This window comes from Lysobacter rhizosphaerae (assembly GCF_054779795.1).
In genome coordinates, this window is the sequence record NZ_BAAGXO010000009.1 from 74,938 (window position 1) to 87,455 (window position 12,518).

At 66.5% G+C, this 12,518-nt stretch carries 13 protein-coding genes; 7 read left to right on the forward strand and 6 right to left on the reverse strand.

Annotated features, from left to right (window positions below; all coding sequences use genetic code 11):
* Positions 1-91: 91 nt before the first annotated feature.
* Positions 92-1,111 (reverse strand): EF-P beta-lysylation protein EpmB, encoded by a 1,020-nt coding sequence (gene epmB / locus ACYVGE_RS13455; protein ID WP_460730667.1) that lies wholly within the window; start codon positions 1,109-1,111, stop codon positions 92-94.
* Positions 1,112-1,226: 115 nt separating this feature from the next.
* Between epmB and efp the strand changes: the two genes are divergently transcribed.
* From efp to folE2, 6 genes are all read left to right on the forward strand, one after another.
* Positions 1,227-1,793: an elongation factor P gene (efp, locus tag ACYVGE_RS13460; protein WP_056130307.1), complete on the forward strand. Its 567-nt coding sequence runs from the start codon at positions 1,227-1,229 to the stop codon at positions 1,791-1,793.
* Between the two features lie 223 nt (positions 1,794-2,016).
* Complete coding sequence (locus tag ACYVGE_RS13465; protein WP_460730644.1) at positions 2,017-3,360, forward strand: TRZ/ATZ family hydrolase; 1,344 nt, start codon at positions 2,017-2,019, stop codon at positions 3,358-3,360.
* A 161-nt stretch (positions 3,361-3,521) separates the two neighbouring features.
* Positions 3,522-4,244: a bifunctional 2-polyprenyl-6-hydroxyphenol methylase/3-demethylubiquinol 3-O-methyltransferase UbiG gene (gene ubiG, locus ACYVGE_RS13470; RefSeq protein ID WP_460730645.1), complete on the forward strand. Its 723-nt coding sequence runs from the start codon at positions 3,522-3,524 to the stop codon at positions 4,242-4,244.
* 63 nt (positions 4,245-4,307) lie between these two features.
* Complete coding sequence (gene gph / locus ACYVGE_RS13475; protein ID WP_460730646.1) at positions 4,308-4,988, forward strand: phosphoglycolate phosphatase; 681 nt, start codon at positions 4,308-4,310, stop codon at positions 4,986-4,988.
* Between the two features lie 7 nt (positions 4,989-4,995).
* Positions 4,996-5,691, forward strand: a complete 696-nt coding sequence (locus ACYVGE_RS13480; RefSeq protein ID WP_460730647.1) for a phytoene/squalene synthase family protein — start codon at positions 4,996-4,998, stop codon at positions 5,689-5,691.
* 174 nt (positions 5,692-5,865) lie between these two features.
* A complete protein-coding gene (gene folE2 / locus ACYVGE_RS13485; protein WP_460730648.1) occupies positions 5,866-6,783 on the forward strand; it encodes a GTP cyclohydrolase FolE2 in 918 nt (305 codons plus the stop codon).
* A 126-nt stretch (positions 6,784-6,909) separates the two neighbouring features.
* Here the strand turns inward: folE2 and ACYVGE_RS13490 are convergent, their stop codons facing one another.
* Genes ACYVGE_RS13490 through yidD form a run of 3 tightly spaced genes read right to left on the reverse strand, consistent with a single transcriptional unit; the run spans position 6,910 to position 9,322 of the window.
* Complete coding sequence (locus ACYVGE_RS13490) at positions 6,910-7,713, reverse strand: M23 family metallopeptidase (protein WP_460730649.1); 804 nt, start codon at positions 7,711-7,713, stop codon at positions 6,910-6,912.
* 59 nt (positions 7,714-7,772) lie between these two features.
* Positions 7,773-9,104, reverse strand: coding sequence for a dihydroorotase (locus ACYVGE_RS13495; protein ID WP_460730650.1), 1,332 nt, complete (start codon positions 9,102-9,104; stop codon positions 7,773-7,775).
* On the reverse strand, positions 9,089-9,322 hold the full coding sequence (yidD, locus tag ACYVGE_RS13500; protein WP_460730668.1) for a membrane protein insertion efficiency factor YidD: 234 nt from the start codon (positions 9,320-9,322) through the stop codon (positions 9,089-9,091). The genes ACYVGE_RS13495 and yidD overlap by 16 nt, the downstream gene beginning before the upstream one ends.
* Positions 9,323-9,647: 325 nt before the next feature.
* On the opposite strand from yidD, the gene dksA reads away from it, so the two are divergent.
* Positions 9,648-10,733: an RNA polymerase-binding protein DksA gene (dksA, locus tag ACYVGE_RS13505; RefSeq protein ID WP_460730651.1), complete on the forward strand. Its 1,086-nt coding sequence runs from the start codon at positions 9,648-9,650 to the stop codon at positions 10,731-10,733.
* Positions 10,734-10,810: 77 nt separating this feature from the next.
* On the opposite strand, the gene ACYVGE_RS13510 is transcribed toward dksA, so the two are convergent.
* Entirely contained in the window at positions 10,811-12,073 is a 1,263-nt protein-coding gene (locus ACYVGE_RS13510) for an MFS transporter (protein ID WP_460730652.1), read from the reverse strand.
* The gene (locus tag ACYVGE_RS13515) at positions 12,070-12,507 is read right to left on the reverse strand and encodes a SufE family protein (protein ID WP_460730653.1); all 438 of its coding nucleotides are present in this window, start codon (positions 12,505-12,507) and stop codon (positions 12,070-12,072) included. The genes ACYVGE_RS13510 and ACYVGE_RS13515 overlap by 4 nt, the downstream gene beginning before the upstream one ends.
* Positions 12,508-12,518 lie beyond the last annotated feature (11 nt).

A 12,518-nucleotide genomic window follows, 5' to 3' on the forward strand; every position in this document is an offset into this window, starting at 1 on the left:
GCCGCGGTCGGCAGTTCGCTTTGGCTTGGAAGACATTTCGATTCCCCTGAAGGACGCGATGCGCCCATCAGATCCAAACGCCTCCGGCCGATCAAAGCGGCCGCTTGCCCGGGTCTCCCGCGACTTCGCGCACCAGGCGCGGCACCAGGTAGCCCGAGAGCCGCGCCGCTAATGCCGCGTGAAGACGCCTGGCTTCCTCGTCGCTGACTTCGAAATGCGCAGAGCCCTGCACCCGGTCGAGCTGGTGCAGGTAGTAGGGCAGCACGCCTGCCTCGAAGCTGCGTTCGCTCAACGCGCTCAGTGCCTCGACACTGTCGTTGACACCGCGCAGCAAAACCGCCTGATTCAGCAAAGTTGCGCCGGCGCCGCGCAGGGCTGAACAGGCCTGTTCGACACTGCAATCGATTTCAGCCGCATGGTTGGCGTGCAGGACCACGGTCACCGGCCAGGGCAGGCCGCGCAGCCAGGCGAGCAGGGGGGCGTCCACACGTTCGGGCAGCACGACCGGCAGCCGGGTGTGAATGCGCAGGCGCCTGAGGTGCGGCACCTGGGCCAGCGCATCGGTGAGTTCGGCCAGCTTGGCAGTGGCCAGGGACCAGGGATCGCCACCGGACAGGATGACTTCGTCGATGTCCGGGTCGGCGCGGATCAATTCGACCGCCTGCCGCCAGTTGCCGGCAGCAGCGGTTTCGGAGGCGTAGTCGAAGTGGCGGCGGAAGCAGTAGCGGCAGTGGACCGCGCAACTGCCGGTGGTGACCAGGAGGGCACGGCCACGGTATTTGCGGATCACGCCGTCGGCGGCCTTGGCCGCACCGTCGCCGACCGCGTCCAGGCCGAAGCCGGGCCTCGGCTGCATTTCGTCGTCGAGCGGGAGCACCTGGCGCAACAGCGGGTCGCCGGGATCGCCATGCCGCATCTTCGCGACGAAGCCGCGCGGCACCCGCAGCGGGAACTGGGCGGCCGCCGCATCCGAGATGTTCAGTGCGGCCGATTCGAGGCCCAGCAGCACCAGCAGTTCGCGCGGGTCGCGGATGGCCTCGCGCCACAGCTGCTGCCAGCCGGGCGCCTGGGGCGGGGTGCGCTGTCTGAGGGCGGGGGCAACGGGTATCATGTCGGATCGCGATTTTCCGGCGCTGCCGATCTCGCGCAGCAAAGCCCGACATTTTAGCCGTTCCGCCGCCCCGCGGCGGCAGGGCGCACCGATCACTTTTTCAGGAGTTACACCCATGGCCAGCCTGGGCATGAATGACGTCAAGACCGGACAGAAGATCCTGGTCAATAACGACCCGTGCATCATCACCGAGACTGAATACGTCAAGCCGGGCAAGGGTCAGGCCTTCACCCGCATCAAGTACCGCAGCATCAAGTCGGGCCGCGTGGTCGAAATGACGATGAAGGCGACCGACAACGTCGAACAGGCGGACGTGGTCGACACCGACATGCAGTTCCTCTACGCCGACGGCGAGTACTGGCACTTCATGAACCAGGAGTCCTTCGAGCAGGTCCAGGCCGACAAGGCCGGCATGGGCGGCGCCGAGAAGTGGCTCAAGGGCGAGGAAGAGTGCGTGGTGACGCTGTGGAACGGCACCCCGATCGCCGTGCAGCCGCCGAATTTCGTCGAGCTGAAGATCACCGAGACCGACCCGGGCGTCCGTGGCGACACCTCGGGCGGCGGCGGCAAGCCGGCGACGCTGGAAACCGGCGCGGTGGTCCGCGTGCCGCTGTTCGTCGGCCAGGACGAGGTGATCAAGGTCGACACCCGCAGCGGCGAGTACGTTTCGCGCGTCAAGTGACGATCTGGCCCGTGGCCGCCTAGCGGCCACGGCTTTGCCAGATCGTCATCCCGGCGAATGCCGGGATCGATTTTGCCATTGCCCTTGCTCTTGAAGGCGACGGCGAAAGCAAAGTGAAAAAGTCAAAATGGATCCCGGCTTGACCAGCCTGCGGCTGTTGTAAAGCGCCTCGCCGGGATGACGGACCAAATCGACGGACCAGAGCGGCACGACGGAATCCGGAATGACGACAAGCATTCAACCCGAAGCCTGCGACCTCCTCATCGAAGCCGGCTTCGTGGTCCCGGTCGAGCCGCACGGCGTGGTCCTCGAAAACCACGCCGTTGCCATTCGCGACGGTGTGATCCTCGGCCTGTTGCCCATCCATGAGGCGCGGGCCCGCTACGAGGCGAAGGAAACCGTCTCGCGTCCCGACGGCGCCCTGATCCCCGGGCTGGTCAACGCCCATACGCACAACCCGATGACCCTGCTGCGCGGGGTGGCCGATGACCTGCCGCTGATGGAGTGGCTGCAAGGCCACATCTGGCCGATCGAGGGCGCGGTCATCGGTCCCGGATTCGTCGCCGACGGCATCGCCCTGGCCATCGCCGAAATGCTCCGTGGCGGCACCACCTGCGCCAACGAGAACTACTTCTTTCCGGACGTGCAGGCCGCGGTCTACAAGCAGCACGGCTTCCGTGCGCGCGTGGGCCTGCCGGTCATCGACTTCCCGACCGCATGGGCGAAATCCGCGGACGAGTACTTTGATCGCGCCACCGAGGTGCACGACCAGTGGCGGCACGACCCGCTCGTGGCCACCACCTTCGCGCCGCACGCGCCCTACACGGTGAGCGATGCGAATTTCGAGCGCATCCGCATGCTGGCCGACCAGCTCGACGTGCCTGTGCACCTGCACACGCACGAAACCGCCCATGAAGTGGCCGAATCGCAGCAGAAGCTGGGCCAGCGTCCGCTGGCACGCCTGGATCGCCTGGGCCTGGTCAATGACCGTCTCATCGCCGTGCACATGACCCAGCTCACCGATGCCGAGATCGCGTTGTGCGCGGAGCGCGGCGTCAGCGTGGTGCACTGCCCGGAGTCCAACCTCAAGCTTGCGTCCGGGTTCTGCCCGATAGGCAAGCTGCAGAAGGCGGGCGTGAACATCGCCCTCGGCACCGATGGCTGCGCCAGCAACAACGACCTCGACATGTTCGGCGAAACCCGCACTGCCGCATTGCTGGCGAAGGCGGTGGCCGGGGATGCCTCGGCCTTCGACGCTGCCAGCGCCCTGCAGGCCGCGACCCTGGGCGGCGCGCGCGCGCTGGGCTTCGAGACGCAGATCGGCTCGATAGTGACTGGCAAGCAGGCGGACCTGGCCTGCGTCGATCTCGGCCAGCTGGAAACGCAGCCCTTGCACCACGTGATCTCGCAGCTCGTCTACGCCGCCGGGCGCCATCAGGTGAGCGATGTCTGGATCGCCGGCAAGCCGAAGCTGCTGGAGCGCGTGCTGGTCGATATCGATGCCGCCGCCGTGGTGGCCAACGCGCGGCAGTGGCGCGACCGCATCTCGGCGATAAGAATTTCCTGAGCTTTTGTTCGTCATCCCGGCGAGGCGCTTTACCACAGCCGCAGGCTGGTCAAGCCGGGATCCACTGCTGTTGCTATCCGGTTATCTGCGTCGCTTTGCAAGCGCTGAAGTCAAAATGGATCCCGGCTTTCGCCGGGATGACGGCCTGAGAGAATCCTGGGATGAACACGACTACATCCAACGACAACTTCAGCCAGGCCGAACTCGACAAGTTCGGTGCGCTGGCGCAGCGCTGGTGGGACCCGGAAGGCCCGCAGAAGGCGTTGCACGCGCTCAACCCGGCACGCCTGGGTTACGTGGCCGATCGCGTGAAGTTGCAGGGCGCCGCCGTACTCGACGTGGGTTGTGGAGCGGGCCTGCTCAGCGAAGCGCTCGCACGCAATGGCGCGCAGGTGACGGCGCTTGATCTCGCCCCCGAGTTGATCAAGGTCGCCAGGCTCCATCGCCTGGAAAGCGGCATCGATGTCGACTATCGCCTGCAATCCGCCGAAGCGCTGGCTGGGGAAATGCCCGGGAAGTTCGACGCGATCACCTGCATGGAGATGCTGGAGCACGTTCCCGATCCGGCCGCGATCGTCCAGGCCTGCGCGACGATGCTGAAGCCAGATGGCCGCCTGTTCCTGTCCACGCTCAACCGCACTCCAGCCGCGTTCGCGCTGGCGATCGTGGGCGCCGAGTACATCGCACGCGTGCTGCCCAAGGGCACGCACCAGTACCGTGACTTCATCAAGCCGTCCGAACTCGCCGCGTGGCTGCGCGCCGCCGGGCTGCAGCTCGAGGATGTCAGCGGCCTGATGTACGAGCCCTGGCGCAATTCGGCACGCGTGGTCTCGCGCACCGATGTCAATTACCTGGCGTGTGCGCGCAAGCCCGCCCTCGATTAACCCAAGCCACTGCGCGGCTTGCGCCGCGCGCGGCTGATAGAAATCACTCCCCAGCGTACTTGCATGCAGCCATCCCGCTTCCCCAAAGCCGTCCTCTTCGACCTCGACGGCACCCTGGTCGACAGCGCGCCGGATTTCATCGCGGTGATAAACCGCATGCGCAGCGATCGTGGGCGCGGTGCGATGGTGCTGGACGATCTGCGTCCGGTTGTCTCGAAAGGCGCCCGGGCGATGCTCCGCGCAGGGTTTCCCGACGTCGAAGCGAGTGAACGTGAGCGCTGGGTGCAGGAGTTCCTCGATCTCTACGAACTCGAGCTTGGCCTGCATGGCAAACCTTTCGAAGGTATCGAAGCCATGTTGGCCGCGCTCGAAGCGAACGGTTCCACCTGGGGCATCGTCACCAACAAACCCGAATACCTCGCGAAAAAACTGATGCCGCTGCTCGGCTGGCAGACGCGTTGCGCCGTGCTGATCGGTGGCGACACGCTGCCGGTACGCAAGCCCGATCCCTTGCCGTTGTTGCACGCGGCGCAGGTGATCGGGATCCCGGCCGAGGCATGCGCATACGTCGGCGACGACGAACGCGACATCGTCGCCGCGCGCGCCGCGGGCATGCCGTCGGTTGTGGCGCTGTGGGGCTACCGCCTGCATGAAGACGACCCGTTTGCCTGGCAGGGCGACGTCCTGATCCACGAACCGGGTGAGTTGTGCGAGGCCGCTGCCTGGCCGGGCGTGGGCGCTTAGTCACGGCATGAGCGACCAGGAAGCCCTCGACAGTTTCATCGGCAAGTGGCGCGCGCGCTGGCCGGAGTGGTCGGTCGCGGAAGTCTTCGTGCCACGCGAACAGCGCGAACCCGTGCTTGCATGGATGGCCCTGTTGCAGGAACTCACCGATGCCGCCTGGGGTGGCAGCGATCCACGACCCGGCGAAGCGAAGCTCGGCTGGTGGGTCGAAGAGCTGCAGGGCTGGTCGCGCGGTATCCGCCGCCACCCGCTGGGACAGGTGCTGCAGAAGTCGCCCGCCCCCTGGATGCAACTGGCGGCATCGCTGCCGTCGTTGCGCGGCAGTCGTGAGCGGCCCGTGGATGCCGAAGACGCGTTTGCGCAACTTGGCACCGTGGTGGAAGCCGTGGCCGTGATCGAGCAGGGATTGTTCGGTGCAGGTTCGGCAGCACGCGATGTCATCGCTGCAAATCTCCTGCAGCTGCGCCTCGCGCATCACCCGGGCGAAGCCGCGCCGCTGCAGGTGCTGGCCATGGCCGGGGAGGGCGGCGCGATCGCGGAATGGACCCGCCAGCTTGCCGTGCGCATCCCCACGCATGGCGCGACGAGGCCCCGCCGCCTGCTGGCGGGCCTGGCGCGTGCAAGATTGCGTCGCGGTGAAGCCGTGCAACCCGTGCCGGCCCTGCAGGCCCTTTGGGCTTCATGGCGCGCCGCGCGCGATTGAATCAGTGTGCTGGATCAGCGTGCTGAACCAGTCTGCTGAACCAGCGTCCGTGCCACCAGGTTTCAATGGGCGGTCGCTGGACCGGTCCGTTCCGCCAGCATGAAGGCCAGGGGGCGCAGGCCCGGTAGAATGCCGCACATTGCGATCCCCGCCTCAGACCCCACATCCAGCCCCGTGACTTCGCTTCCTGACCCCTCCCGACGCCTTCCCGACGTGGCCTTCGACGCCGCGGCCCTGGCGCGTCCGCTGGACTGGGTCGGCATGTCGAACATCGCGCTGCCGCTGCGCGTGGCGTCGGCGGGTGAGACGATCACGGTGCCGGCTTCCGTCGATGTTTCCGTCGACCTGCGTGACGCGAGTGCACGCGGCATCCACATGTCGCGGCTGTACCTCGAGCTGCAGCATGCCTTCGCCAGCGAAACCGTCACCCCGGCCGGTCTGCGCCGCGTGCTGCAGACGCTGGTGGACACCCAGGGTGGACTGTCCACGCGGGCGCGCCTGGTCCTGCGATACGAGCACCTCATGCTGCGTCCCGCGCTGGCCAGCGAGCATTCGGGCTGGAAGCGCTATCCGGTCGAGATCGACGCATCGCTGATCGATGGCCACCTGCGCTTGGGCCTGCGGTTTTCGGTCGAATATTCCAGCACCTGTCCGGCTTCCGCCGCACTGTCGCGCCAGCTCAATGCCGAGCGCTTCGCCGAAGACTTTGCCGATGCGCGGCCGCTGTCCTCCGCGGTCCACGAATGGCTCGCATCCGAACGTGGCCTCGCGGCCACGCCGCACGCGCAGCGCAGCCGGGCCGATGTGCACGTTGAGTTGCGCCACGCCTTCGACGAATTGCCGCTGACCTCGCTGGTCGATGCGATCGAGGCCGCCCTCGGTACCCCGGTGCAGACCGCGGTCAAGCGCGAGGACGAACAGGCCTTCGCCCGTCTCAATGCCGAGAACCTGATGTTCTGCGAGGATGCCGCGCGTCGCGTCGCGGCCGCGCTGTCGGCGGATCCGCGCGTCGAGCGCTATGACGCGCAGGTGTCGCATTTCGAGAGCCTGCACGCACACGACGCGGTGGCCCGCGTTTCCGGCGGCGCCTAGATAGAAACGCAGTTGCCGCGATGAGGAACGCGCCGCCGCGCGTGATGCCGCGCCAGGTGGAAATGCAGTTGCCGTGATGATGAACGCGCCGCAGCGTGCGCTGCCGGCGAACTACGCCAGCAAAACTCACTTCTTGCGTTCAAGCACCAACAGCGGATCAATCCGCACATCAAACCAATTCATCCCCCAGTGCAAATGCGGCCCCGTAGCGCGCCCCGTCGCGCCGACGGCGCCGATCACCTGGCCCTGCTCAACGCGGTCGCCCACCTTCACGTCGATGCGCGACAGGTGCAGGAAGTTCGAACTCACGCCGTGGCCGTGGTCCAGCAGGACAGTTCCCCCGGTGAGATAGAGACCCGGATTCGCGAAGGTGATGATCCCCGCCGCGGGCGCCAGTACCGGCGTGCCCTGCGTGGCGGCGATGTCCATGCCCGAATGCGGAGGCTTCGGCGTACCGTTGTAGATGCGCTGGTTGCCGAAGCGACCGCTGACGCGACCCTGTACCGGCCAGATGAAGGGCTGCGCGAAGTCCGCACGATCGTCGTCGCGGACGCGCGCCGCCGACACGAGCGCCTGTTCGCTTTCGATGCGTGCCGCGATTTCGGGTGGTGGATTCACCGTGTCCGGGGGAACTCCATCGATGCGTTCGATGGGCCAGTCGCGGGGCGCCACGGAGATCGTCGCGGTTTCACTGCTGCCGTCGCTGCGTCTCACATCGACCCGAAGCGGGCCGGTGGCATCGCGACCGACGCCGAACACCACCGTGCCGTAAGGCGTCGGATGCAGCGTGCGTCCGGCGAACAGCACGGTGCTGCCCGCCGGTACCTTGCCAAATACCAAGGCTCCCTGCGAGGCGGTGGCCGGAAACACCACGCGCTGGTCCGAAGCGGCGGGCGGCGCCGGTTCGGGATCTCGCGGAGGCGCCTTCACGTTCGCGCCGTTTGCGCACGCGGCCAGCGACGCGAGGAGCGCCGCCGACGCGAATCTCCTCAACGATCGAACTCCAGCCGCTGCCCCATCGCATCGCCGAGCAACTGACGGCCATCCCAGGCCAGTACGCCATTCACCCAGGTCGAGGCGATGCGTGAATGGAAGGTCATGCCATCGAACGGCGACCAGCCACATTTGGACAATATGTCGTCGGTTTGCACGGTCATCGGCGTGTCGTCGACCAGCACCAGGTCGGCGGCATAGCCCTCGCGCAGGAAGCCGCGATTCTTCACATTGAACAGCTGCGCGGGCGCGTGCGCGAACTTCTGCACGACCTGCGCAGTGGTGAGCTTGCCTTCGTGCACCAGTTCCAGCGCGGCAAGCAGCGCGTATTGCACCAGCGGCAGTCCGGATGGCGCCTGCAGGTAGGGCTTCTTTTTCTCTTCTAGCGTATGCGGGGCGTGGTCGGTAGCAAGCACGTCGATCACGTCGCTGGCCAGCGCCGCGACCAGCGCCTCGCGGTCCGAGGCGTCCTTGATCGCCGGGTTGCACTTGATGAGGTTGCCAAGACGCTCGTAGTCCGAGCGATCGAAGCGCAAGAAATGGATGCAGGTTTCCGCGGTGATGCGCTTGCCTTCGATCGGGCCGGCGTCGAACAACGCGAGTTCGTCGGCGGTACTGATATGCAGCACGTGCAGTCGGGTGCCGTGCCTGCGCGCGAGCGAAATGGCGAGCTCGGTCGACTTCTTGCAGGCCTCGCGGGAACGGATGTCCGGATGGCAGGCCACCGGGATGTCGTCGCCGTACTTGGCCTTGTAGCGGGCCAGTTCGGCTTCGATCATCGGGGTGTCTTCACAATGCGTGATGATCGGCGTCGGTGCTTCGCGGAAGATTGCGTCGAGCACCTGCGGGTTGTCGACCAGCATGTTGCCGGTCGAGGCGCCCATGAACACCTTGATGCCCGGCGCCTTGCGTGGATCCAGGCGCCGGATCGCCTCGAGGTTGTCGTTGCTGGCGCCCATGTAGAAACCGTAGTTGCCCCAGGCCCGTCCATGTGCGCGACGGTACTTGTCCTCCAGCGCTGCCGAATCGAGCGTCGGCGGCGACGTGTTGGGCATGTCCATGAAGGTGGTCAGGCCGCCGGCCACGGCCGCTGCGGATTCCGTGGCGATGTCGGCCTTGTATTCGAGTCCCGGTTCGCGGAAGTGGACCTGGTCGTCGATCATCCCCGGCAGGAGGCGGCGGCCGTTGGCATCCACCACGGTTTCGTTGCCGCGTACGCGCAGGCCTGTGCCGATTTCGGCGATTCGACCGCCCTCGATGCGCAGGTCGCCGTCGAATTCGCGTCCCTCGTTGACCAGGCGGGCGTTGACGATCAGTGTCGATGACATTCGGCGTTCCTGTCAGGTGATGGTTTGGCCGGCGGCACCGGATCCAGGCCGCCAGGGTGCAGGGGATGGCAGCGCGCCACTCGGCGCACAGCAAGCCAGCTGCCCTTGATCGCGCCGAAGCGCGAAATGGCTTCCATCGCGTAAACCGAGCAGGTGGGATGGAAGCGGCAGGCGGGTCCCAGCAAGGGGCTGAGCCAGCGTTTGTAGCCTCGCAGCATCAGGATAAGGAGGCGATCTATCACGATTCCTTCATGCCAACAGGCAGTTACTGGCGGCAATGCACCGGAAGCATTGGTTTGCGCCGGTTTCGTAATTCTTCAAGTGCAGAAAACCGCGGTGGTGCGCGGTTGCCGCGGTAGCCGGGGCAGGGTATAACAGCGCGCTTTCCAGATACAGGGGCATGCTGTAGGGGCTGACGAAAGGCGATTGCTTTTTCCAGCCTGGCCCCCAACTCTGGCCGTCCGGACCAAGTGCAATGGGTGTTTAGGCAACCTTGCAGGATGTTCGAGCGTTTCATTCGAAGGAACAGAGGACACGCCGCTCGTGGCAGCAAAGAAACCCGCGAAGAAGGCCGCCAAGGCCACCAAGAAGCCGGCTGCCAAGGCCGCCCCGAAGAAGTCCGCGGCGAAAAAGCCTGTCGCGAAGCCCGCGGCGAAGAAGGCCGCTCCCGCCAAGAAGCCCACGAGCAAGCCTGCCGCGAAGAAGGTCGTGGCGAAGAAGGCAGCCCCGGCCAAGAAGCCGGTCGCCAAGGTCGCCGCCAAGAAGGCCGCGCCCACTGCGAAGAAGGCTATGCCGGCCAAGACCAGCAAGGCACCGGCCAAGACCACGGCCAAGCCCGCTCCGGTCAAGACCGCTCCAGTCAAGGCCGCCCCCGTCAAGAACACCAAGCCCACCCCCGCCAAGGCTGCGCCGGCACCTGCCGCCGCCAAGCCCGCCACGGTGGTGAAGAAGCCGGCACCGCGTCCGGCGACCAAGACCGCCCCGGTCCCCGTGGCAGCCGCTCCCGCGAAGCCGGCCGCTCCTGCCAAGCCCGCGGCCAAGGCCACCGATACCGTGAAATCCGCATCCACCCGCTCGCCGGAAATCCCGGCGCGCCCCGCACCGCCGCAGCGCCCGGCTGGCAAGGTTGCCGTTGCCGTCGCCGCCAACAAGGACAAGGCCCCGGCTCCGCGCGGCAAGGTCAAGATCGTGGAATACAAGACTGATGAGGCCACTGGCCGCCCGGTCGTCCCCAAGGGCTATGTGCCTTCGGCGGACGAGGAATACATGAGCCCGCTGCAACTCGAGTACTTCCGCCAACGCCTGCTCAAGTGGCGCGGGGACCTGGTCGAGGAATCCAAGCAGACCATCGAGAATCTCAAGGATGAAGTGCGCGACGTCGGCGACGAAGCCGAACGCGCCACCCGCGAAACCGAGAACTCGCTGGAATTGCGCACGCGCGACCGCTACCGCAAGCTGATCAGCAAGATCGACAGCACGCTCAAGCGCGTGGATTCGGGCGATTACGGTTTCTGCGTCGACACCGGCGAGGAAATCGGCCTGGAGCGCCTGGAAGCCCGCCTCACCGCCGAGCGTACCATCGATGCGCAGGAGCGTTGGGAGCATATGCAGAAGCAGATGGGCGATTAGTTTCCCTGGCTTCCGCATGCAAAACAAAAGCCCCGCTTCTTGCGGGGCTTTTTCGTTTGCGCGGCATGGCGGATGCGCTAATGCAATTCGCGCAGATCGAGGCGCCGCAGCCTGGGCGCCAGCCTGGATGTCGCCGCAACCACGAGCAGCGTCATGCAGCCGCCGAAAACGATGGAGGGCACCAGGCCCAGCAGTCGTGCGGCCACGCCGGATTCGAACGCCCCCAGTTCGTTGGAGGATCCGATGAAGATGCCGTTGATCGACGACACCCGACCGCGCATATGGTCGGGCGTCGCCAACTGCAGGATGGTCGAACGCAGGACCACGGAAACGCCGTCGCACATCCCGGACAGCATCAGCATCAACGCCGCAAGCCACAGGTGCCGCGACAGTGCGAATCCGATGATGCACAGCCCGAAACCAGCCACTGCGAGCAGGAGCACCCGGCCTGCGTGTCGTTGCAGTGGATGTCGGGCCAGGTAGAGACCCATCAGCACCGCGCCGGCCGCGGGCGAGGCGCGCAACAGCCCCAGGGCTTCCGGTCCCAGGTGCAGGATCTCGTTGATGAAGGCCGGCAGCAGCGCCACCGCGCCGCCGAACAACACCGAGAACATGTCCAGCGCCTGCGCTCCCAGCACCACCTGCGTGTTGAAGACGAAGCGCAGGCCCTCGCCGATGCTCTTGAACACCGGCGCGCGCTCGGCGGGCAGCGGGGGCTCGGAGACGCGTAGGGTGGCGACGGCTATCGCGGCGGCGGCAGCGAAGGCCGCCGCCACCAGATAGGCCGTGGTCTTGCCGCCCCAGGCCACCAGGAGGCCGCCCACCGCCGGGCCGAGCACCAGCCCCGTCTGCATGACCACGCTGCTGATGCCCGCGCCGCGCGGAAACTGCTCGCGCTTGAGCACGCGTGCGAACAGCGACATGTACACCGGCGCCAGGAAGGCACGCACCACGCCGTTGACGGCGATCGCCGCATAGATGGCGAGCGTTCCGAAGCGCCCGATGCCGGCGGGCAGCACGCCGCTGGCAATGCCAGCCAGGGCCAGCGTGGTGGCCAGCAGGCCGGTGCACGCCGCCATGCCCAGCTTGCGGCGCGGCAGGTGGTCCACCGCATAGCCGGCGAACAGGGCGAAGCAGAAGTAGGGGATCACTTCGGCCAGGCCGATCAGGCCCAGGGCGAAGGCATCATGCGTGATTTCGTAGACGTGCCAGCCGACGGTGACGGCGACGATCTGGTAGGACAGCAGCGCCAGCAGGCGATAGCCGAGCAGGCCCGTGAAGCCGCGATTGCCCAGCAGCGCCGAGATGCCAGCCGGTCCGGCCGCCGTCGTGTCGCTCACAGCGCCTTGCGCGCGTGGTCGTGGATGAAGCCGAGCAGGGCGACCAGGCCATTGCTGCGCGTGGGCGAGAGGTGCTTCGCAAGCCCGATGTCGGCGATGTAATCGGGTTCGGTGGCGAGGATCTCCTGCGCGCTGCGGCCGGAATACACGCGCAGCGCCAGGTAGACCAGTCCCGAAACGATGGCCGAGTCGCTGATCGCCTGGAAATCGAGCCGTTCTGCGTTGCCCGAAGGCACGATCCAGACCATGGACTGGCAACCAAGCAGGCGGTGTTCCTCGGTCTTCCACGCGTCCGGGAAGGCGGGCAGCTTGCGGCCAAGGTCGATGAGGTACTGGTAGCGTTCCGACCAGTCGCCGAAGAAGGCGAATTCGTCGCGGATCGCGCCCTGTGCTTCGGTGGCACTGGATTCGAGGGGGAAGGTGGAGGCATCCATGGGGCGATTTT

Coding starts and splice junctions, on each gene's coding strand:
- epmB (WP_460730667.1), bottom strand. CDS start 1,111: ATGATACCCGTTGCCCCCGCCCTCAGACAGCGCACCCCGCCCCAGGCG.
- efp (WP_056130307.1), top strand. CDS start 1,227: ATGGCCAGCCTGGGCATGAATGACGTCAAGACCGGACAGAAGATCCTG.
- ubiG (WP_460730645.1), top strand. CDS start 3,522: ATGAACACGACTACATCCAACGACAACTTCAGCCAGGCCGAACTCGAC.
- ACYVGE_RS13495 (WP_460730650.1), bottom strand. CDS start 9,104: ATGTCATCGACACTGATCGTCAACGCCCGCCTGGTCAACGAGGGACGC.
- gph (WP_460730646.1), top strand. CDS start 4,308: ATGCAGCCATCCCGCTTCCCCAAAGCCGTCCTCTTCGACCTCGACGGC.
- yidD (WP_460730668.1), bottom strand. CDS start 9,322: ATGCTGCGAGGCTACAAACGCTGGCTCAGCCCCTTGCTGGGACCCGCC.
- ACYVGE_RS13465 (WP_460730644.1), top strand. CDS start 2,017: ATGACGACAAGCATTCAACCCGAAGCCTGCGACCTCCTCATCGAAGCC.
- ACYVGE_RS13515 (WP_460730653.1), bottom strand. CDS start 12,507: ATGGATGCCTCCACCTTCCCCCTCGAATCCAGTGCCACCGAAGCACAG.
- ACYVGE_RS13480 (WP_460730647.1), top strand. CDS start 4,996: ATGAGCGACCAGGAAGCCCTCGACAGTTTCATCGGCAAGTGGCGCGCG.